Origin of the sequence: Micromonospora sp. NBC_00389 (assembly GCF_036059255.1) — a bacterium.
Taxonomy (GTDB): domain Bacteria; phylum Actinomycetota; class Actinomycetes; order Mycobacteriales; family Micromonosporaceae; genus Micromonospora.
This window is the reverse complement of sequence record NZ_CP107947.1, coordinates 2,634,805-2,655,901: the sequence shown is the minus strand read 5'-3', so window position 1 is coordinate 2,655,901 and position 21,097 is coordinate 2,634,805. Positions and strand designations below refer to the sequence as shown.

The following is a 21,097-nucleotide window of genomic DNA, read 5'->3' as shown; positions in this document are numbered from 1 at the left end:
TGCTGCGGGCCGAAACGTCACGACCACTCTTCGTGGGCGTCCTCCTTGGTCGGTGCGCTGTCTTCGTACGGCGCCGGCGGGCCGCCGTGGGTCCACGGCGTCTCCTCCCGAGACGGGAAGGCGCCCGGCGGCATGAAGGAGTCGCTGAGCGTGGTGTAGCAGATCCGCTTCCCCACCTCTGGCACAGTGCCCGGGGCCGGGGTGAGCGAGCGCCCCATCCCGCCGGTCAGCTCCAACACGACCGCGGTCGTCCCGTCGTCCTTCTGCGCCACCGACATCACCCGCGCCTTCTGCCCACCGGGCTGCTCGGGCGAGAACAGCGACGTGCCCGGCGTGACCAGCACCGGGTCGGCGGTGGTCACCGCGATCCACGGCCGCAGCGCGCGCCGCTTCCCGCTGTCGTCAATCCGCGTCGGGTGGGCGGCGGTCACCTCACCCACAAACGCCTCACCGGTGAGCCGGTAGTCGGCCATCACCATCGGGTCGTCGTAGGCCCGCTGCACGTCATACGAGGTCAGCGCCCGCTCCATGCGGTGCAGCTTCCTTGCCGCGACAACCGCTCCGTCGCGTCGAGGCTGCGGGAACCCGCCCTCGTCGAGGTACGCGGTGAAGCTGGTGAAGCCGTCCCGGTCCTCCGCCCAGCGTTTGGGCACGTGCGCTCCGGCGGGCAGGTCCCGCAGCAGCGAGATGGCCTGCCACATCAGCCGCCAGGTCGGCTCCAGCTGCGAGCGCAGAATGTCCTCCAGCTCGTCGCGACGCCGAGCCACCTGCGAGTCGGTGGCCACCGCCCGGTCGTACGCGGACATGGCCGGGGCCAGCACCTCGTTGTCGAAGGTCGGGTCGGTGGCCGGACCGGCCGGCGGCCAGGTCACCGGATCCTCGGCCGCGGCGGCCGCGTCGGCGCCGGTCATGCCCGGCGGGGGCGTGATCCAGGCCAGGAGTGCGGCCAGCTGAGCGTCCTCGAGCGGGCTTTGCCCGGTGGCCCAGTGCATCGAAAGCGCCTGCGTCATCGCCACCAAAGTTGACGACCCGGGGTGCTCGGCGCGCTCAAAGAAGTACGTGAGCCACCGGCCGAGCAGCGGCACCGACGGGTTCACCGGGTAGTCGCCGTCGGTGCGGCGGAACCGGGTGGACCGGCCGAAGAGCCGGGTGAAGCCAACGCCGCCGGGATTCGGTACGAGCATCTGCGGCGCATCGGCGTACCGGTGGCGGACGTCCTTGCCCTTGTTCGTCGGCACCGCTTCGACATCGCTGCTAAAGCTGTCCACATAGGGGACGACGACGCCCGCCAGCTCGGCGGCGAACGCGAACCGCTGGTCCCGGTTCCGGGGCTGCGGCACGATCAGCAACGTCGGATCGTGCCGGTCGTCACCCACCATCGCCGCAAGCGGCGCGTTGGCCTCGCCCGCCATGGCGAGCGGGATGAAGACCAGCGGTCGGTCGGCGACGTGTACGTGGCGGACCATGGTGATCCGCTGGGCGACCCCCTCAACCACGGCCTCGGCCCTCGCCAACGTCGTCAGGGTGCTCATCCGGCCACCCCACTCATCAGCTCGGCCCGCAGCCGCGCGGCGGCCCGCAGCAGCTCTGCGGCCTCCTTCTGGTCATCCGCCGGCGCGAGCTGATTGCGCGCGATGGCCAGCGCGGTTTCAACCCGCTCGATGCCGCCCATCTCCTCTCGGGCGGACTTGCCCAGCGCCGCGGTGCAGCCGCGCGCCTCGTGCCGGCAGAAGTACGCCAGCTCGCAGCTGGCCAGGCACTCCGGCGAGTACCGGGCCTCGACGGCTTCGAGGGCGGCGACCAGCGAGGCCGGCGAGCGGGTGGGCACCCCGTTGTCGTCGGGCGCGAAGTCGAAGCTGAGCGTGGCCGGCAGGTCGGCCAGCAGCGCGTCGATCCGGGTCATCCGGGACAGCTGCCGACGCAGTACGGCGAGCTGCTTGCGGACGTCGACCCGGACTGCCATCGGCTGGTTGGAGAAGTCTCGCGGGCAGACCAGCACGACATCATGCGACACGATCTCCGGGTCGAACCCTGCCTCGCCGAGCAGCTCACGCATCGCCAGCACGTAGACAGCCGCCTGGATCGCCGCGCCGGCCACCTTGCCCGAGTCGGCCTGCCCGTCGATGACCGCGAACGACTTGATCTCTACGACGTGGAACTGCCCGTCGTGCTGGAACGCGATCAGGTCCGGCTCCAGGTAGGCCTGCTGGCCGGCGACCTCCAGCCGCAGCAGCGGGTGATCGAAGAGCGTGCCGGCCCCATCGGCCTGCGCGGCGGCCCGGGTGAGCAGGGCGCGCGACCGGGCGTATCGAACGTCCTGGCTCTCGCGGCCGGCAACCGACTCCAAGTCGTCGTACGAAACCTCCGGGATCTCGAGGTCGAGCCGCTCCCGCAGCAGCCGCAGCAGCTCGGCGCAACCATTGGCCTTGACCTGCGCCTCGAAGGCGTTGCCGCGGGTGATCGCGAACGGCGACTGGCCGAAGCGGGCCGGGTAGTCGACGTAGGCGGCCAGCCGCTGCTTGTCGACGCCCGCGCAGTCGAGCACCGCCCGGCGAGCGCAGCCCGGGTTCGTGGTCAGGGCGGCGATGGTCCGGGCGTTGTGCCGGCTCGCGACGCCCCCGCCCCGAATCGTGGCGAGTCGTTGGCCAACGTTGGTCATGCCGTCTCCCTGACTACCCGCAGCTTGCTGCCGAAGAGCTGCTCGGCCTCATCCATCTGCCGGCGGGCACGCTCGGCCGCCGCTTCCCGCTGCGACTGGTCGGCCACCACGTGGACGTCGAGTTCGGCCTGGGCGGCCTTGACCACAGTGGCCGCGTCTACCGCCCCGTGTGGTTCGGCTGCTCCCGGGATGGTGCTCGCGAACCGCCAGAGCAGCCGGGTAACGCCCGGCTCCTGCTCAGGCATCCTGGCTGCTCGTTCCGTCACGTTGATAGCGGCTGTCAGGAAGTCGACACGGAGGCTCAGCGGCCCGATGATGCGCCGCTCGAGTGGCCAGGTGGAGATGGCGAGCAGGCCCCGGGCCGGGGCAAGGTGCTCGGCCGTGAGCGCGGAGCAGAGGTAGTACGGCCGGGAGTGCCGTGCCGTCCGGAAGGACCGCTCCTCGTCCCGACGCAGGTGGGTGAGCTTGCTCGCCGCGATCCCGGTGGCGCTCGCGCCGTAGAACGCGGCGTGGACCTCGGCGATCAGCTTCGGCGCGGCCGGCACCGACAGCAGGGTGAGCGCGTGGTGCACCTGCTCGCGTACCGGCACCAGCGGCATCTCCGGCTTCGACGACTCGATGTTCGTCTCCGCCTCGTCGGCCAGGTCCGTCAGTGCCTGCTCCCAGTCCCGTTCAGCACTTCGCAGCTCAGCCCGCATCGCCTTGGCTCGGGCAGGGTCGCGGGCCATCACCGCGCGGCGGACCGCTGCTCGCAGCTCTTCGATCCGGCGTTCGAGGTTCTCTATGGACTCGGCCACGAAAGGCATGGTACAAGTTCCAGTGTTTTCCAGCAATCCCCCGAGAGCGGGTTGTTTGCTGACGCAACAATACTTAGCGTCGTGCCTGGAAGGGAGACCCGTATGGCCCCGGACCAGTCCCTACTTGACCAGGTTTTTGACCGGTTGGCCGAGGACAACGTCGCCGACGATGTCGTAGATCTTGTGCTCGCCGCATACGTCGGGGACGACCAACTCGCCGCCGTCCTCGCCGGAGAGCCCGCCGACCTGCCGGAGCGGGATCCCTCCACTCGACCCCGTCCCCAGCCGCTCTACCTGGAGTCCATCACCGTCGCCGGTTTCCGGGGCGTCGGTCCACAGCAGAGCCTCCGGCTGCAGCCGCACGCCGGCCTCACCCTCGTCGTCGGCCGAAACGGCTCCGGCAAGTCGAGCTATGCGGAGGCCATCGAGCTCGCCCTCACCGGTAACAGCGCGCGCTGGGCCGACCGCAACAGCGTCTTCAAAGAGGGCTGGCGCAACCTGCACTGCGGCTCCCCCTGCGAGATCGAGGTCATGCTGCGGGCCGAAGGAGCCGCGAAACCCATTCGAGTACGCCGCTCCTGGCGCGATGACCACACCGGGGCGCACCAGGGGGTCGGCCACGTCCTGGCAGATGACGGGAACCGCTACGCGAACACCGCGGAACTGGGGTGGCAACAGCCCCTCGATGCCTACCGTCCGTTCCTCACCGCGAACGACCTCGCCCGGCTCGTCACCTCCACACCCAGCGGGCTCTTCGACGCCATGGCCCCGATCCTCGGCATGGACCCGATCGTCGACGCCGACAAGCGGCTGATGCGAACGCGCAAGGACCTGAGTGACCAGGTCTCGGCCGTCAAGACGGCGCGCGAGGCGCTGCGTACCGCGCTCGTCGGCGTCGACGACCAGCGGGCGCAGGCCGCGGTGGCGCTCCTCGCGAAGCGAGCTCCCGACCTCGAGGCACTCGACCAGCTGCTCGCCGACGCCGGTAGCGACACCAACGACCCGGTCGCCGTCGCGGCCCGCCGCCTGGTCGCCGTCGCGCTGCCCGACGCGGCATACGCCACCGAGGTGGCCGATGAACTCACCGCAGCGGCGGCGCACGTCGCCGACCTTTCCACCACCCGCGCCGGCACGGCCGAGCAGGCAGCACAGCTGCTCCGGATGGCGGTCACCTTCCACGACGAACACGGCGACCGCCCCTGCCCCGTCTGCGGAATTGGCACCCTCGACGCCGCCTGGCGCACTCGCGCCGGCAACACCATCCATCAGATCCAGCGCGAAACCGTCGCTGTCGAGGAAGGGCACCGGCGGCTCCAGGAGGCGCAGGCACGGGCCGCGCGGCTGCTCGACCTAGACCGGCGAATCAGTAGCGACGACCTCGAGTCGTTGGCCAGCGCGCTCGACCAGCCTGATGTGGTGAAGCGGTTCCGCGCGAAAGCGGACGAGCTCCGCTCGGCCGCAGCCCAGCTCTCCTCCGACGAGCACGCCGCGCACCTCCGGGCCGCCTATCCGCCGATGCTCGAGGCGTTCACCGAACTGCAGGATGAGACGAGCGCCTGGCTGCGACAGCGCCACGACGCCTGGCGTGAGCATGCCGTCTCGCTGCAGGACTGGCTGAATCGGGCGCGAGTCGGCGTGCAGAACGACGCGAAGCTCAAGCGGGTCAACGCCGCCCGGGACTGGCTGAAAACTGCCATCACGGAGCTGCGAGACCAGCGGTTCGAACCCTTCGCCCAGCGCTCGCAGGAGATCTGGGACGAGCTCCGTCAGGAGAGCAACGTCGAACTGAGCGGGATGCGGCTCGACGGCACCAACACACACCGCAAAATCTCCTTCCCCGCCCGGGTCGACGGCACCACCACCTCCGCGATGGCCGTCATGAGCCAGGGCGAGCTCCAAGCCCTCGGCCTGTCCGTGTTCCTGCCTCGCGCCTGCGCCGACGACAGCCCGTTCCGATTCCTCATCATCGACGACCCGGTGCAGAGCATGGACCCGTCGAAGGTCGACGGCCTGGCCCAGGTGCTCGCCAGCCTGGCGGAGACCCGCCAAGTCGTGGTTTTCACCCACGACAACCGGCTGCCCGAGGCGGTACGCCGGCTGCGCATCGAAGCCACCATCTGGGCAGTGACCCGGCGCGACGAGTCGGTGGTGGAGATCCGGAAGAACAGCGACCCGATCGAGCGGTACCTCAACGACGCCACCTCAATCCTCAAGGCAGAGGAGCTGGCCGACAACGCGCGCTATCCCCTGGTGTCCGGCTTCTGCCGTTCGGCCCTGGAGGCCGCCTGTCACGACCGAATCCGGCGGGAACGGATCGCGCGCGGTGAGCGGCACGGTGAGGTGGAAGAGCTCATCGAGAAGGCGCTGACCCTCAACCAGGTGACCGCACTGGCGCTCTTCGGCGACATGCATCAGGGCGGCAAGGTGCTCACGAGGATCAACCAGTTCGGCAGGTGGGCCGGTGACGCCTTCCAGGCCTGCAAGCAGGGCGTACATGGACCGGGCGCGTTCGATCTCGAGGTGCTGGTCCGGGACGCACGCCGACTCGCGGAGCACCTGCGATGACGGCCGGCCCGCTGGTGACGATGCCGCAGAGTTGCCTGGACGCCGCCGATCAACTGCTGTCCAGCGTCGTACGCGGCACCCGTGGCGCCTGGCCCCGCGCCTGCGCATGGTTACTCCGGCTCGCGCTCGAGGCCGCCATGGACGACTACTGGCGGCGCTGCCACCCCGAGGTGTTGCCGATGCGCGCCCGCTCGCCGCAGTTCCTGATCCTCGACCGCTACGCTGGCCGGCGCGTCGCCGCCCGGGCCGGATACACCTGGTCGGCGCTGTCCCGCGCCGGGCACCACCACTGCTACGAGCTGGGTCTCACCGCAGGGGAACTGCGCCGGCTTCGGGAGATGGTGGCGACAATCATCACCGACCTCGCCGCGGAGCAGGTCGTGCGGCAACGGGGAGTCGATGAGGATGCTTGACGTGGAGCGCCTGCGGCGAGTGGCAGCGGCCGCGGACCGCTGGGCCAAGTCGCTGATCGACACCTCCGGCAACAACAGGCTGCTGTACTACCGCGATCTGAAGGCCGGCACGCTAGCCCTGGCCACCGCCGACCCGACGGCGGTCATCCGGCTGCTCTCCGGCAAGCCCCAGACCCTCGGCCAGCTCTTTCCGTTTCAGGAATCGCGTGCGGACGCGCAGCGCCGCCTTCGAAACATTCGGGCCAAGATGCGCGAGCTGTCCGAGGAGCGCGGTCTCGACGCCGGCTACGTCGTCACCGGCATGGCGAGCTGGCGTGAGCCGGACCGCACCCCCCGCGCACCGGTGATCATGCACCCGCTGCAGATCGACGCGACGACCGCTACCGAGACCGACTTCCGGCTACGGGTCGAAGCCTCGCCCATCGTCAACCCGGTGCTGCTGTTCAAGCTGGCCCGTGACTACGGCGTGACCATCACCGAGGACGAGCTACTGGCCGAGCTGCCCGAAGCCGGTTTCGCGCCAAGCGAGCTGCTCAACCGACTCAACCGTGCGGCATCACGGGTGCCGGAGTTCGTCGCCGCCTCGACGCAGGTCATCGGCACGTTCCTCTACGAGAAGCTGCCGATGGTGCAGGACATCGAGAAGAACGGCGAGCTGCTCGCCGAGAGCGATGTGATCGCCGCGCTCGCCGGCGACGTCGCGGCCGGCACCTCGCTGGCCTCACCGGTCTCGGTCACTCCCGCGACTCCGGACACCGTCCCGCTCGGCGACGAGTTCCTGGTGCTGGACGCCGACTCGTCGCAGAGCTACGCGATCAACGCGGTCGTCGCCGGCCAGCACCTCGTCATCAAGGGCCCCCCCGGCACCGGCAAGAGTCAGACGATCGCGAACATCATCGCTGCGCTCGCCGCGCGCGGCCGTACCACGCTCTTCGTCGCCGAGAAGCGGGCCGCCATCGACGCCGTGCTCAACCGCCTTACCTCCGTCGACCTGGACGACCTCGTCATCAACCTGCACGGCGGCGGAACCAGCCGCCGCGAGCTGGCCCAGGCGCTGGGCAGCCGCTTGCAGCGCATCGCACAGGAGCGGCAGCCGCAACTGCAGAACCTCGGCCGGCAACTACTCGCCCGGCGGGAGCAGCTCGTCGCCCACGGCCACATGCTGCACCGGCGGCACGCGCCGTGGGACATGTCGGCGTACGAAATCCAGGAGCGGCTGATCGCGCTCGGGGCCGGCGTCCGCACGGCGTTCCGTTGGCGGGCGCCGATGCTTCAGCGGTTGGACCCGGCCGTGGCCGAGCAGCTCTGGCGGGCTGTGGGCGAGCTGGCGCGTCTTGGCGCCTTTGACCGGTCCATGCCGTCCAGCCCATGGCAGGCCGCGACCGTCGCGGCGACAGCGGCGGTCCCGGAGGTCATGGCGGCGGCCGGGCAGGCCGCCTACGAGATTCTCCCCGAAACGCAGCAGTTGCTGCGCACGCTGACCGGTGACTGTGGGCTGCGACCGCCGCAGACTCGGACGGCTTGGCGGGACCTGCTCGCCCTCGTCCACGACGTCACCGGGTCGCTGGACCGCTTCACGCCGGAGGTGTTCGCCGGCGACCTCGACCGCTGGATCGCCGCCACAGCCGACCGGCGCGGCCGGAAGTCGACCACGGTGTCGCTCGGTTGGCTGGAGCGGCGGGCGGCATTGAAGGAGGTCCGCGCCCTCTGGACCGGCCCAGACAAGCCTGCCCGCAAAGAACTACACACCGCTCTGCTCGCCGTGGCCGACCAGCGCGACCGTTGGCAGCGATGCTGCCAGAACGGCAGCCAGCCGCGCGGGGCCGACTGCCTGCCGGCGGCGCTCGCCAACGCGGATCACCTGGACCGGTCCCTGGCAGTGCTGGAAGCGGTTTTGCCCGCCACGTTCACCGACGCTCCAGAGCAGCTTCAGCAACAGCTCTCCGCCCTGGCCGGCGACCAGTTGGGGTTGCAGCGGGTGGCCCGGCACAACGAGTTACGGGCGGCGTTGCTCGGGTGGAATCTGCACGCGCTACTGGCCGAGCTGGCGGAGCGCCGGGCCGGCGCCACCGAGGCCGAGCGTGTGCTGGAGTACGCCTGGCTGCACTCCATCCTTGATCACATCGCCCTCACCGATGCCCGTTATGCGGGTCTAAACGCCGAGCTGCTCACGGCCGCGGTGAGCGACTTCCAGCGGGCCGATCATCAGCACATCGAAGCGACCCCCGGTCGAATCCGCCGCGCTGCGGCGGCTCACCTGGTCGCGACGCTCGACGCCAACCCGGAGCAGCAACAGCTCGTCCGCAAGGAGGCCGCCAAGAAGGCCCGGCACCGGCCCGTGCGGGAGCTGTTCCGGGCAGCGCCGGAGGTGCTGCTGGCCGTCAAGCCCTGCTGGGCGATGAGCCCGCTACTGGTGAGCCAGGTGCTACCGGCGCAGCGCCTCTTCGACGTCGTCATCTTCGACGAGGCAAGCCAGGTCGAGCCCGTCGACGGCATCACCTCGATCATGCGGGGCCGGCAGATTGTGGTTGCTGGCGACGAACACCAGCTGCCGCCGACCCGGTTTTTCGACAGTAGCGACGACGACTCCGTCGCCGACGAAGACGGCGAGACGGCGCTGACCGACGACGTGGAGTCACTGCTGCAGGCCTTCGCCACCGCGCTCCCGCTGTCACAGAACAAGCACCTCGTCTGGCACTACCGAAGCCGGGATGAGCGACTGATCGCCTTCTCCAACCTGCACATCTACGCGCCGAACGGCAACGAGCTGGTCACCTTCCCGGGCGCCGCCACGGAGGGCTGCCTGACCCACGTCCTGGTCGACAACAACCCGGTCGGCTACGGGCCGGGCGACCGGGTGAGCGCCGAGGTGGACCGGGCCGTCGAACTGATCCTGGAGCACGCGGAGAAGCGCCCGGACGAGTCGCTTGGCGTCATCACCATGGGCATCAAGCACGCCGAGCGGATCGAAGCGGCCCTGCGTCGTGCGTTGATCGACCGCGGCGGCTTCGACGAGTTCTTTCAGGAGCGGGGCGAGGAGCCCTTCTTCGTTAAGAGCATCGAACGGGTGCAGGGCGACGAGCGAGACGCGATCATTCTGTCGGTCGGCTACGGCAAGGGGCCGGACGGCCGGATGCTGTATCGGTTCGGGCCGATCAACAACAACGGCGGCCACCGGCGCCTCAACGTTGCGGTGACTCGGGCGCGGCAGCGTGCCACGGTGGTCAGCTCGTTCAGCGCCCGCGACCTGGACCCGAACAAGCTCAACGCCCATGGCGCCAAGCTGCTGCGCAGCTACCTGGAGTACGCCGAGAGCCAGGGCGAGCGGCTGTCCGCCGTCGGCACCGCGCCCACACTCAATCCGTTCGAGGCGGACGTGCGCGACCGGCTGACGGCGGCCGGGATTCCACTCGTCGCTCAGTACGGCGCCAGTGGCTACCGGATTGACTTCGCCGCCCAGCATCCCGATCGACCGGGCGAAATGGTGCTGGCGATCGAGGCGGACGGGGCCACCTACCACTCGTCGCCGACCGCCCGGGACCGCGACCGGCTGCGACAGGAGCACCTGGAGCGGCTCGGTTGGCGCTTCCATCGCATCTGGTCCACCGCCTGGTTCCGGAATCGGGACCAGGAAGTCGCGCGGGTGAAGGCGGCCCACGACGCAGCCGTCGCCGAGGCGAGCCGACCGGCGTCGGTGAAGCGGCCGGTCGTGCGGCCACGGTCGGAGAGTGCCCCGCCGTCTCCCACCGAACCAATCCGAAGCATGCCGAAGCCCCAGCTCTACCCGGGCGCCCCCATCACCGAGTACAGCCGAAGGCAGCTCGCCGGCTTGGTGGCGTGGATCAATAGCGACGGGCGTCTGCGTACGGAGGAGCAGATCATCACGGAGGCGATGCAGGAGTTGGGCTTCCGCCGCCGGGGTCCGCGCATCAACGCCGCCATTCGGCTCGCGATCCAGGACGTGCGCAACAGTGGGACGCCTCGCTAGGAGTCAGGAGAGACGCGCGGAGATGGTGGGCGGGTCCGTCTGCCAGAACAGTCATCGGGTTAGCGTTCGCGCCTCGTGTAGGGGCAACGGGGACGCCTGCGAGAAGGTTAGGTTGCCGGCGTGACGGATCTTGAGCGGGGCATCTACGAGCACCTGATCACCCAGCAGCTCGCCGACCAGCTCCACCGCGTCGATCCCGCCCTGATCCAGCACCGCGCCCTAGACGCTGCTGACTCACACGGCCCCCTCACCCGTCACCTCGCCGCCCTGATCAGCCGCGCTCTCCAAGCCGTCCCTGGCGGCGACGACAAGCTGCACCACCAGGTCGAGCTGACCAACCGCATCGCCGAAGCCATCGCCGTCCTCAGCCCGGCCGCAACAAATCACAGCGACCAGGTAGCCGACACCAAAAACCTCCTACACGCCATCGCCGCCCCGCCCACCCCGCCGGCGCAACCGACCTTTCCGCAGCGCCCGACCACCCCACTCTCCACCGGCGCTCTCCTGGTGAACGGCAAGCACCAGCCCCGGATCGGCCACGAGGTCACCCACGAGATGGCCTCCGCAGAGCACGTCGACCTGCTCTGCGCCTTCATCAAGTGGCACGGCCTGCGCATCGTCGAGCCCGCCATCCGCGACCTGATCCGACGCGGCGGCCGACTCCGTGTCATCACCACGACCTACATGGGCGCGACCGACCAACGAGCCCTCGACCGACTCGCCGAGCTGGGCGCCGATATCAAGGTCTCCTACGAGACCCGGACGACCCGGCTGCACGCCAAGGCGTGGCTGTTCCGTCGAACCAACGGCACCACCACCGCGTACGTGGGCTCCTCAAATCTCTCGAAGTCGGCGCTGGTCGACGGGGTGGAGTGGAACGTCCGGATCTCGAACATCGAGCAGCCGCACGTCATCGACACCTTCACCGCGACGTTCGAGGACTACTGGCACGACCCGGCGTTCGAGGAGTACGACGCCGCCAAGGACGCTGAGCGGCTCCGGCAGGCGCTCAGCGGTGAGCGCGCTGACGACGTGCCGACGCAAATCGCGAACCTGGATGTGCGGCCGTACCCGTATCAGGCGGAGATCCTGGCCGACCTGGATGCGGAGCGGCAGGTGCACGGCCGGCACCGCAACCTGGTCGTGATGGCGACGGGCACCGGCAAGACGGTGGTGGCAGCGCTGGATTACCGGCGGCTACATCGGGCAGGCCAAGTCGACTCGCTGCTCTTCGCCGCGCACCAGGAGCAGATCCTCAAGCAGAGCATGTCGACGTTCCGCCAGGTCATGGGTGACGGCAGCTTCGGCGAGATGCTGGTCGGGGGCAAGGAGCCGACCCACTGGACGCACGTCTTCGCCTCGATCCAGTCGCTGCACCGCCGGGAGATCAACCCCGACGCGTACGACATGGTGATCGTTGACGAGTTCCACCACGCGGAAGCGCCGACGTACGCCCGGTTGTTGGAGCGGCTGCGGCCGCGCGTACTGCTGGGACTGACGGCGACCCCCGACCGGGCCGACGGCGGTGATGTGCGTCGGTGGTTCGACGGCCACGCGGCGGTGGAGCTGCACCTGTGGGACGCGCTGGAGCGGCAGTTGCTGGCGCCGTTTCAGTACTTCGGAGTGCACGACGACGTAGATCTGTCGCACCTGCGGTGGAAGCGCGGGCAAGGGTACGACCCGGCGGAGCTGGACGGCCTCTACACCGGCAACCACGCGCGGGCACGGATGGTGCTGAAGGCGGTACAGGACACGGCCGACGTGGGTCGGATGCGGGCGCTCGGGTTCTGCGTAAGCATCGGGCACGCCGAGTTCATGGCGGACTGGTTTACCCGGCGCGGCGTACCCTCGGCGGCGGTGACCTCGCGGGCGGACCGCACGACGCGGGACGGCCTGCTGCGGGAGTTCAAGGCCGGCAAACTCCGCGTGCTGTTCACCGTCGACCTGTTCAACGAGGGTGTCGACCTACCGATGGTCGACACGATCCTGATGCTGCGGCCCACCGAAAGCGCGACGATCTTCCTTCAGCAGCTCGGCCGTGGGCTGCGGCTCGACGACGACAAACCCTGTCTGACGGTGCTCGACTTCATCGGCGGCCAGCACGCCAACTTCCGCTTCGACCTGCGGTGGCGGGCACTGACCGGGGTCAGCCGTCGGGCCGTCGAGGCGGCCGTCCGGGACGGCTTCCCGTCGCTGCCGAGCGGCTGCCACGTCGAGCTGGACCGAGTGGCGAAAAAGGTCGTGCTCGCCAACCTGAAGTCGGCCCTGCCGACCTCGAAGAACGGCCTGGTGGCGGAGCTGCGGCAGCTCGGTGACGTGAGCCTGGCCGAGTTCCTGCGGGAGACCGGCCTGGAAGTCGAGGACGTCTACCGGTCGGCGAGCATCGGCGGGTGGGCCGGGCTGCGGCGGCTCGCCGGCATCGAGACCTCGACCGCCGGGCCGGACGACCGCGAGCTCGGCCGGGCTATCGGGCGAATGTTGCACATCGACGACGTGGACCGGCTGTCCCTGCTGGCCCGGGTCGCGGGCGGCGAGCACCCTGGCCGCGGACGGCTGCTGGACATGCTGCACTTCAGTCTCTGGGGGCCGTCGGTGTCGCTGACCGAGCGCGATGCCCGGCTGAAGCGGCTCTGGGGGGAGCCGGCGCGCTGCGCGGAGCTACGCCAGGTCGCCGAGGTACTGCGGGACCGAATCCACCGGGTGACGGTCACGCCGCAGCCGGGCCGGGTACCGCTGCGGGTGCACGCCCGCTATAGCCGCAACGAGGCGTGCGCGGCCTTCGGAATGGCGAACCCGGGGTCGCTGCGCGAGGGAGTGAAGTGGCTTGAGTCGGAGCAGGCGGACCTCTTCTTCGTCACCCTGGTCAAGTCCGAGGAGCACTACTCCCCCACCACGATGTATGCCGACCGGGCCATCACCGACAGCCTGTTCCAGTGGGAGTCGCAGAGCACCACGTCGTCGGCGTCGGGGACCGGGCAGCGCTACATCCAGCACGCCGAGCGCGGGTCGGCGGTGCACCTGTTCGTCCGGGAGACCAAGCTCGCCGACCGCGACCTGGGCGCGCCGCCGTACCTGTACGCCGGGCCGATGACGTACCAGGAGCACAGCGGCGATCGACCCATGCGCATCATCTGGCGGCTGCAGCATCGGCTCCCCGCCGACATGTACGCCGCCGCTCGGGCCATCGCCGCCTGAGATCGACCGGCTGGCCTCTCCGCCACGCCGGGCATAGCCGCTTGCGCCCGGCTGCAACGCTTTCGTCAGCACCCTTCGGGAAAGCAGGGCGGGACCGTGGAGCTTCGCAGGAGCCGATCCATCCTGGTCGGTGGCATCGTGTTGCTGGCGTTCGGCGTCTTCATGCTGCTGTGCGGCCGGACTGACAGTGCCTTCCGTGGGATCGGGACACTGATCATCGGCGTGTTGAGCCTGTTGATGGGCGGAGTACTCGCCTTCTACGGGCTCCGGCCGTTCAGGTTCCACATCGGGACTGAGGGGCTGACCGTACGGCTGCCCGGAATCGACCGGCTGGTGCCGTGGGCCGAGATCGACATGATCGTCCTCGATCAGCCGCTGCCGGTTCTCACCGGCAGGAAGACGCCCTCTCCGGTGTTGTTGCTGGTGCCGGCCAGCGGGTCGACTCTCGATAGTCCGCTGACGCATCGGAGCCCTGTGGACGACCGTCCCTGCCTGGTCCTGCTCGAACTGCAGGACGTCCGAGAAGCGCCGGACGAGGTGGGGGCCGCCCTCGCCCGCTTCGGCGGCAGCCGCTTCACCGATTTTCGGCAGCTGATTCGGCAGCATTTCGACTCGCCGGACTTCACGATGGTGCTGCGCGGATACGACCCGGCCGGGGTGAATCACCTCGTCAGGCAGGGCCAGGAGGCGCTCATCTCGGACGTGATGCTGAAGCGCTTCGGGGCGAAGGCAGAGATTGAACGGGCTCGCGGAAGCCTTCCGGCCGCCATGCACGGGTACGACCGCGCGCAGGTCGACGCGTTCCTGGACGACCTCTCCGACGCACTGGCGCGGTGGGATGACGACGAGCGGGATGCCGGATAGCGTTCCCGCCGATCAGGTGGACCGGCACTACCCGAGGCGCGACGTCGTGTGCCGCTCATGGGATCTGTCACCGCAGGGTGGCTGGTGTGGGTGTAGGGGCGGTCGCCGGTTCTGTCGCCGGAGGCCGACCCCTGACAGGTCCGTGAGAGCTGTTGAGGTACGCCGGGCGCTGCATTGGCGACCTACGGCCCGCGCCCCTGTCCCGCCCTCGGGGCCATACGACGCGCGGCGTTCGCTGCCCACGAGGTGGCGGGTGTGGGCGCGCGGGGCGGCGTATGGGCCACCTACACCGCGCGACGCGTCCGTCTGCCCCGCCGCCCCATCAGGCCGCCCGCCCGCTCGGGCCGGGCTCGGCGAGGTTGGGAAACTCGGCGTCGTGGGCGGTGTCGGTGTAGGGCAGGTCAATGAGGCGGTGGCGGCCGGCGCCGAAGCCGGATAGCTGCCACACCTGCTCGGCGGGGCTGGCGCCGGTGGCGGCGCGCAGTTCGGCGGTGGTGGTGGCGATGATCGCCTGCGGACCGACCTCGGCGAGGCGGTGGTGCAGGTTCGCCTCCCGCCGGGCGGAGGGTAGATGGAACAGGACTGGCCACGCCCAGTTGCTGAGGCAGACCAGCCGTTCGTACTTGGCGATTTTCTCGGTGAGGATGTCGAGGCGTTCGCGGCCGGTGTCGTACTCGAGAAAGAACTGCACGGACCGTCCGTGCTCGGTCCACACCCCGGCGCCGTCGGGGCGGGGCAGCCCGCTCGGTCCGTGGACCATCATCTGCGGGTTGCTGCCTCTGCGGTAGAACACGCCGGGCTCGTGGAAGGCGGACGCGGGCTGCCACCGGTCCAGGGCCGTGTTGGGGTGGGTGCGGGCGTGGGCGGCGAGGTCGATGAAGACCTGGTTGCCGCCGAGCAGGTGCGGCAGGTCCGGCCGGCCGGTCAGGGACTGCTTTCGGCGGCGGGCCTGGTCCCGGCGTGGTCGTCCGAGCCCACGTTGGGCGTGGACGTGGTCGTAGCCGAGCTGGTCCAGGACGTAGTGGTACGGGTAGGAGCCGCCGTAGGCCCGGTTGGGTCGGAACCGGTCTGTCGCGCGTAGCACGGTGAGGCGACGTAGCCGGCGTTGGGCGAAGTCCAGGGACGGGAACAGGGCGGTGGCGATCTGGTCGGTGGTGAGGACTCCATGGTCGTAGAGCCAGCCGAGGAGGCGGTCGTCGCGGGCGGTGATGCTGGCCTGTAGGCGCAGCAGCGGGTCCGGAGCCGGTAGCGGTTTACGCATGGGCGGCCCCTGGGGGGACACCCCACACATGAGGGTGTGTCTGGAGCCGGCCCGCACTCCTGAAAGGGGACCTGACCTGGGCTGTAGGCGGGATCGGCGGGTCGGTTTGGGGGTCAGGATCAAGGCGGACGGTGCAACGGAGACCGACACCGACGTCGACACGGCCGGCCACACCGCTTCCGCCTTGACAGTGGTTTGACAGCGAGTGCGCCGCAGGTCGGTGACGACTCTGGCGGCGCGGGTGAGGGTCGCTGAGCTGGGTCAGCATGCTTGTTGCTCCTTCGAGGATCCGAACAGGGGGATGGAGAGCAAGGTGCGCACTGCTCGCCTTGCCGTGACGGGCGGGCCGGTGTTCGCTCTGCCAGGTCGGGTCAGGTTTTGTCAGGAGACGGGCTTCCTGACAGACCCGTGTGCTGGTCTCACGGCGACTGCTATGGCTGACAGAGGTCGCAGATTGTGGTTCCGTCACGCGGCCTCCCGCTGTGACAGGTCCGGCGCGGGTGGGGTGCTCTCGCCGCGCAGGACGCGCACGAGCGTGGAGGCGGTGGCGTTGGACAGTTGGTGCCCGTCCGCGCGCAGCTGTCCGGCGAGGGCCTTGCGGGACAGGGGTGTTCCGTGGGCGTCGAGGGTGCGGGCGGCGGTCCGGGCGGCCGGGACCAGCGCGGTGATCCCCGGGCCTCGGTCCCGGACCGGCATGTCCTCGGCCCGTCGGTCCGGGACCGCCGGGTCCGGGACCGCCGGGTCCGGGACCGCCGGGTCCGGGACCGCCGGGTCCGGGACCGCCGGGTCCGGGACCGCCGGGGCGGGGACCACGGCGATGCAGTCCCGGACCGGGCCAGTGTTCGTGGGGACCGGCAATGGCGGTGCGGGGACCGGCTCGCGGGTGTCCGGGACCCCGGCCTCGACGATCAGCGGCGGTCCTGGGGCGACCCGCGTGGGCCGGGCGGTGCGCTCGGGTGGGGCGGGGTCGGCGCGGCCGAGGGCGATCTTCACCATCGTCAGGAAGCCGAGCGCCGGCAGCGCGGCGGCGATCCAGCCGATCGCCGACGCTTCCGCCTCCACCACCTGGGCGGCGAGGGACAGGAACACCGCCACTGTCAGGACGGTCGCCGGGAAGGCGACGCTGGTACCCAGGCGCCGGTGGCGGCGCAGCTCCAGACCGGCAGCGATCGACGTCAACTCCAGCACGACCGCGTCGGCCCAGGCGAGCCAGCCCGGCTGGCCGTGTGCCGCCGCGACGTCATGCACGTGCCGGAAAGAGGCCGCGCCGGCCGCGCCGCCGATCAACAACATGATCAGCACCTGGACGCGGTTCTCCAGCCGCTCCCGCCCCGACCGCTGATCGGCGGGGACGTCGCGGGATCGCTGTTCAGTTGTCGCCAACGGCCCACCTCCCATGGTGAGGCAGCACGTGCGCAATCTTGACTACCGTCGTCGTACAGGGGCGGACCGACCTGGCAGTCGACTTCGTGTAATTGATGTGGGTTGATGTCATGTTCGTGCTCCAGTTGAATGATGTTCAAGGTGCGGGCGACGAGGGGTGCAGTCCAGCCCGCTCGGATCAGGGATTGGGCAGACGCGACCCTGCCGGCTGACGCCCGTCCGGACGGAACCCCTCCTGTCATGCGCAGGGGCAGGCACCAGGGCAGCAGGCGTCGCCACAACCGGCACAGCAGGCTGCGGTCAACAGGCGGACACGGGGGCGGACGGCCAAGCCGAGCCACAAGGGGTCAGGACTCTCGCCACCGGCAGCGCTCGACAAGCGCCATGGTGGTGCGGCGGCTCAACTCGCCGACGAACGATCCTTCATGTGGGGCCTCCCTCTCTCGACGGTCCCAGCACCGTCGGCGCGAACAAGAGCAGGCAACCCCACTCTGGGAGTGCCTGCCCGCCTCTTTCTGGCCGACCGCGCCAGCCGGCAGTGCGGGAACGTGTATCCAGTACGCCCCGGGAACACCGTCGAGTCAACCCCAATTTCGCGCGGATCGGCCACGGAGCCTTGACGTCAGTCCGGTGGAGTGTTAGTCAGTCCGTTCCTGTTGCTCGCAGTCCGCCTGTGTCCGCCCAGTCATGGGCGAAAAACCTCCAGATCTGGCCACCTGGCAGGACGGGGATCTCATCGAATGGACGAGCGCCGCCGAGCGACCCGACCATCGACGGCGAACTCCTCGCCCGCCTGCTGTTCTACTCAGCCGCCGTCACCCGAACCGCCGGAGACAACCTCTGGTTCCGCGCTGCCCCCTCCGCCGGCAATCTCCACCCCCTCGAGATGTACGCGGTGGCCAGCGAGGTCGCCGGGCTCGACGCCGGGCTGTACCACTTCGCGCCGGAGGTGTTCGGCCTGGAGGCACTCGCGGCCGGGGACCACCGCCCGGCGCTGGCCGACGCCACCGCCGACCCGGACGTCGCGGCCAGCCCGCTCGCCCTCGTCGTCACCGGCCTACCGTGGCGAACCGCGTGGAAGTACGCCGAACGGGGCTGGCGGCACGTCTACTGGGACGCCGGGACAGGGTGAGGGCATGGACGGGTCAGGCGTACACGGGGCGTCGGGTGCCGCCGTGGTCGGCGCACGGCCCGCCTGGCACGCCGGTCATGCTGACCAGGCCGTCGTCGCACTGCACCACGTAGCCCTTGCCGTTCCAGAAGGTGGGCACGCAGTCGAACCAGTCGCAGACGTCCGCGGCCGGGTCGTTGATGTAGGAGCCGCCGCAGTAGTTGTAGCCGTACGGATTCTCCGGTGCGCCACAGAGGTCCACCGGGGTCGGGCTCGGCGAGCCGGTGGACGGGCTCGGGCTGCCGCCGCCGGTGCTGCTGGCCGACGGCCACCCGGAGGGTCTGGTCGGTGAGGCACCATCGGTCGGGCCCGGTCCAGGCGAGGTGACCGGCACGGAACCGGGCCCCGGCGCCGTAGCGGGGCCGGACGTGCCGGGCGCGGTGGTGGCGTCCCGCTGCGGACCAGCGATGGGAGCGGTGGAGCTGAGCGGCGCGCCGACGGCGGTGGACGGCGAGGGGTCATCCGGGTCGGCCGAGGTCGCGCCGGGGCGGCCGTCGAAGTCCATTCCGACCACCGGGCGGTCCGTCGCGGACCAGCGGACCGCGCCCGCGACCCCCGCCACGGCGACCAGGACCGCGACGGCGGCGACCAGCGCCGGACGGGCGAGGCGGGCGGCGGCCGGGGCCTCGGCGGGCGTGGCCGGTGTCGGGGCCGCCGGCCGGGTACGCCAGTGCGCCACCACCGCCTCGTCGAGCCGGTCCAGGAGCGCGTCCCGCTCCCCGACGGCCTCGGCGTACGCGACGGTGAGGCGCAGCCGGAAGGCGGACGCCGCCGTCGGCGGCACCCGTACTCCCCGGATCCTGCCCGGCCCGTGCTCGTGCAGCAGGGTGAACGGCTCCGCCGGATGGTGTGCCACCCCGGTCAGCTGCCGGTACGGCCACTCCCGGACCCCGAGGCGCCCGATGAGGATCAGCCGCCGGTCGGTGACCACCGCCATGCCGGCGTCGACCACCGCGACGCCCTTCGTCAACCCGCGTACCCGGACCGAGTCCTCGAGGGGAACGGCGGCCAGCTCCGGTGCAGGCAGGCCGGCGGTGTGCCGAGCCGTCACCTCGAGGAGTTCCGCGCCGGACTGCACGGTGGACACGACCTCGTCGTGGTCGAGGGCCACCGGCAGCCCCACCGGCGTCTCCGCCCGCGGCTCCGGCTCCTCCGCCCGCGCGCAGAACTCCCGTAGCTCCGTGTCGCGTCGTCGCCACGCCTCGACGGCGGTCTCGTACGCCGTGCGCCGCCGCTCGTTATCTCGGTTGACCCACCGGGCCCGCCAGCCCACCGCCGTCCCGTCCGTCGCCACCGGGTCGCCTCTCATCGCGAAGGGGTTCCGCGTCCACCCGGTACAACCGCGCGCGGCGGCGCAGGACACGTCGTAGCCGTCGACCGGTTCGGCTGGTTCCGTGGGTGTCGATTCGTGGAGGTGGCGTCGAATCACCCGGTGCGGCCGCCCAATGATCCACAGCGCCTGCTCGACGCTGGTGCCCGACGTCATCTTCGAGTACCCGTACCGGTTGGCGGATGGGGCCGAACCGCCGATATCCACGGCTGTCCCCGACCGCCTCGCGGCGATACGGTGCACGCACCGCCTCGGGCCGCGCCCCGCCGACAGGTCGCGACGCCGCCTTACGCGTCCCCATCCGCACCACCGGATCGATCTCACGTCCGACGCCGGCGTAGTCGCCGGGAGAGAGGATCGAAGAGGATGCTCCCCATACCCACCACCTCCTGGCGAACGGCGAGAGTCACCCTCGCAGCCGCCATCGCCCTGGTCAGCCTCGGCATTTTCGGCGCACCCGTCCACGCCGATGGACAGTCCAAGGTCACCGTGATGACCCGGAACCTCTATCTGGGCGGCGATCTGACGCCATCCATCGGCGCGCCGACACCAGGGGCGTTCCTGGCCGCGAACTCCGCGCTGTTAGGCCACGTCGACCTGGTCGACTTTCCCGCCCGGGCGAAGCTGCTCGCTCGGGAGATCACCGAGAACAAGCCGGACCTGGTCGGACTGCAGGAGGTCGCCCTGTGGCGCACCGGCACGTTCGGTGACCCCGCACCAGCCACCGAAATCCGGTACGACTACCTGGCACTGCTCATGGGCGAGCTGAGCCGCTCCGGTCACGCGTACGACGTCGCGGTCGTACAGGCCGAGGCCGATCTGGAGGCGCCGGCGGGCGCGCCGCACTTCCTCGACGTCCGGCTCACGATGCGCGACGTGATCCTGGTGCGCCACGGCGGCCGGGTGAAGGTGACCGACTCCTCGTCTGGCACCTTCACCAACAACCTCACCTTCACGCTCGCGGCAACGAACGGGACCGTGACCAGCACCCGCGGTTGGACCGCGGTGGACGTGGTGCACGGGCAACGCCCGTTCCGGTTCGTGAACACCCACCTGGAGGCCTTCCACGCCGGTGTCCGGGTGCTGCAGGCGCGCGAGCTGCTGGGCGGCCCCCTCGCCACGGCACCGGGTGACGTCATCCTCGCCGGGGACCTCAACACGGGCCCCGACCTGCCCGTCGCCGAGAACCGGCTCGCCTACGCGGCGCTGGTGGCCGGCGGGATGCGGGACACGTGGCAGATCCTGCATCCGGGTGAACCCGGCTATACCGCGGGTCTGGGCGACGACCTGAACCAACCCGCCGACGCCGTCGAACACCGCATCGACATGGTCCTGTTCCGGGGGGCGGTCGTTCCCGTCTCGAGCCTCATCTTCGGGACCAAGCGGCAGACCCCCGACGGCCGGTGGGCATCGGATCACCTCGGCTACCTGGCCGTGCTGGCCTTGAAGTAGCGCGAACGCTGCTCCGGGC

The 21,097-nt window shown here is 70.3% G+C and carries 13 protein-coding genes; 7 read left to right on the top strand and 6 right to left on the bottom strand.

Annotated elements, in window-relative coordinates:
• Window positions 1-17: 17 nt before the first annotated feature.
• From OG470_RS12700 to OG470_RS12690, 3 genes are read right to left on the bottom strand one after another with little or no spacing between them, the layout of a single operon-like run.
• Window positions 18-1,532 (bottom strand): hypothetical protein, encoded by a 1,515-nt coding sequence (locus OG470_RS12700; RefSeq protein WP_328423916.1) that lies wholly within the window; start codon window positions 1,530-1,532, stop codon window positions 18-20.
• Window positions 1,529-2,659, bottom strand: coding sequence for a hypothetical protein (locus OG470_RS12695; protein WP_328423914.1), 1,131 nt, complete (start codon window positions 2,657-2,659; stop codon window positions 1,529-1,531). The genes OG470_RS12700 and OG470_RS12695 overlap by 4 nt, the downstream gene beginning before the upstream one ends.
• Window positions 2,656-3,456, bottom strand: coding sequence for a hypothetical protein (locus tag OG470_RS12690; protein WP_442931107.1), 801 nt, complete (start codon window positions 3,454-3,456; stop codon window positions 2,656-2,658). Before OG470_RS12690 ends, OG470_RS12695 begins: the two co-directional genes overlap by 4 nt.
• Window positions 3,457-3,558: 102 nt before the next feature.
• Here OG470_RS12690 and OG470_RS12685 point away from each other — a divergent pair, with 102 nt between their 5' ends.
• The 5 genes from OG470_RS12685 to OG470_RS12665 all read left to right on the top strand — a co-directional run bounded on the left by OG470_RS12685 (window position 3,559) and on the right by OG470_RS12665 (window position 14,481).
• A complete protein-coding gene (locus OG470_RS12685) occupies window positions 3,559-6,021 on the top strand; it encodes an AAA family ATPase (RefSeq protein ID WP_328423910.1) in 2,463 nt (820 codons plus the stop codon).
• Entirely contained in the window at window positions 6,018-6,434 is a 417-nt protein-coding gene (locus OG470_RS12680) for a hypothetical protein (protein ID WP_328423908.1), read from the top strand. The genes OG470_RS12685 and OG470_RS12680 overlap by 4 nt, the downstream gene beginning before the upstream one ends.
• Window position 6,435: 1 nt before the next feature.
• Entirely contained in the window at window positions 6,436-10,422 is a 3,987-nt protein-coding gene (locus OG470_RS12675; protein WP_328423906.1) for an AAA domain-containing protein, read from the top strand.
• A 120-nt stretch (window positions 10,423-10,542) separates the two neighbouring features.
• The gene (locus OG470_RS12670) at window positions 10,543-13,617 is read left to right on the top strand and encodes a DUF3427 domain-containing protein (protein ID WP_328423904.1); all 3,075 of its coding nucleotides are present in this window, start codon (window positions 10,543-10,545) and stop codon (window positions 13,615-13,617) included.
• A gap of 138 nt (window positions 13,618-13,755) precedes the next feature.
• Window positions 13,756-14,481, top strand: a complete 726-nt coding sequence (locus tag OG470_RS12665; RefSeq protein ID WP_328423902.1) for a DivIVA domain-containing protein — start codon at window positions 13,756-13,758, stop codon at window positions 14,479-14,481.
• Window positions 14,482-14,803: 322 nt separating this feature from the next.
• Here the strand turns inward: OG470_RS12665 and OG470_RS12660 are convergent, their stop codons facing one another.
• Window positions 14,804-15,742, bottom strand: coding sequence for a replication-relaxation family protein (locus OG470_RS12660; RefSeq protein ID WP_328423900.1), 939 nt, complete (start codon window positions 15,740-15,742; stop codon window positions 14,804-14,806).
• A gap of 465 nt (window positions 15,743-16,207) precedes the next feature.
• Window positions 16,208-17,125, bottom strand: coding sequence for a DUF2637 domain-containing protein (locus tag OG470_RS12655; RefSeq protein WP_442931106.1), 918 nt, complete (start codon window positions 17,123-17,125; stop codon window positions 16,208-16,210).
• 895 nt (window positions 17,126-18,020) lie between these two features.
• Here OG470_RS12655 and OG470_RS12650 point away from each other — a divergent pair.
• Entirely contained in the window at window positions 18,021-18,257 is a 237-nt protein-coding gene (locus OG470_RS12650) for a hypothetical protein (RefSeq protein WP_328423898.1), read from the top strand.
• Between the two features lie 13 nt (window positions 18,258-18,270).
• Here the strand turns inward: OG470_RS12650 and OG470_RS12645 are convergent, their stop codons facing one another.
• Window positions 18,271-19,605 carry a hypothetical protein gene (locus OG470_RS12645; protein WP_328423896.1) on the bottom strand — a complete coding sequence of 445 codons (1,335 nt, stop codon included), beginning with the start codon at window positions 19,603-19,605 and terminating at the stop codon, window positions 18,271-18,273.
• A gap of 387 nt (window positions 19,606-19,992) precedes the next feature.
• Here OG470_RS12645 and OG470_RS12640 point away from each other — a divergent pair, with 387 nt between their 5' ends.
• Complete coding sequence (locus tag OG470_RS12640; protein ID WP_328423894.1) at window positions 19,993-21,078, top strand: endonuclease/exonuclease/phosphatase family protein; 1,086 nt, start codon at window positions 19,993-19,995, stop codon at window positions 21,076-21,078.
• Window positions 21,079-21,097: the final 19 nt, after the last annotated feature.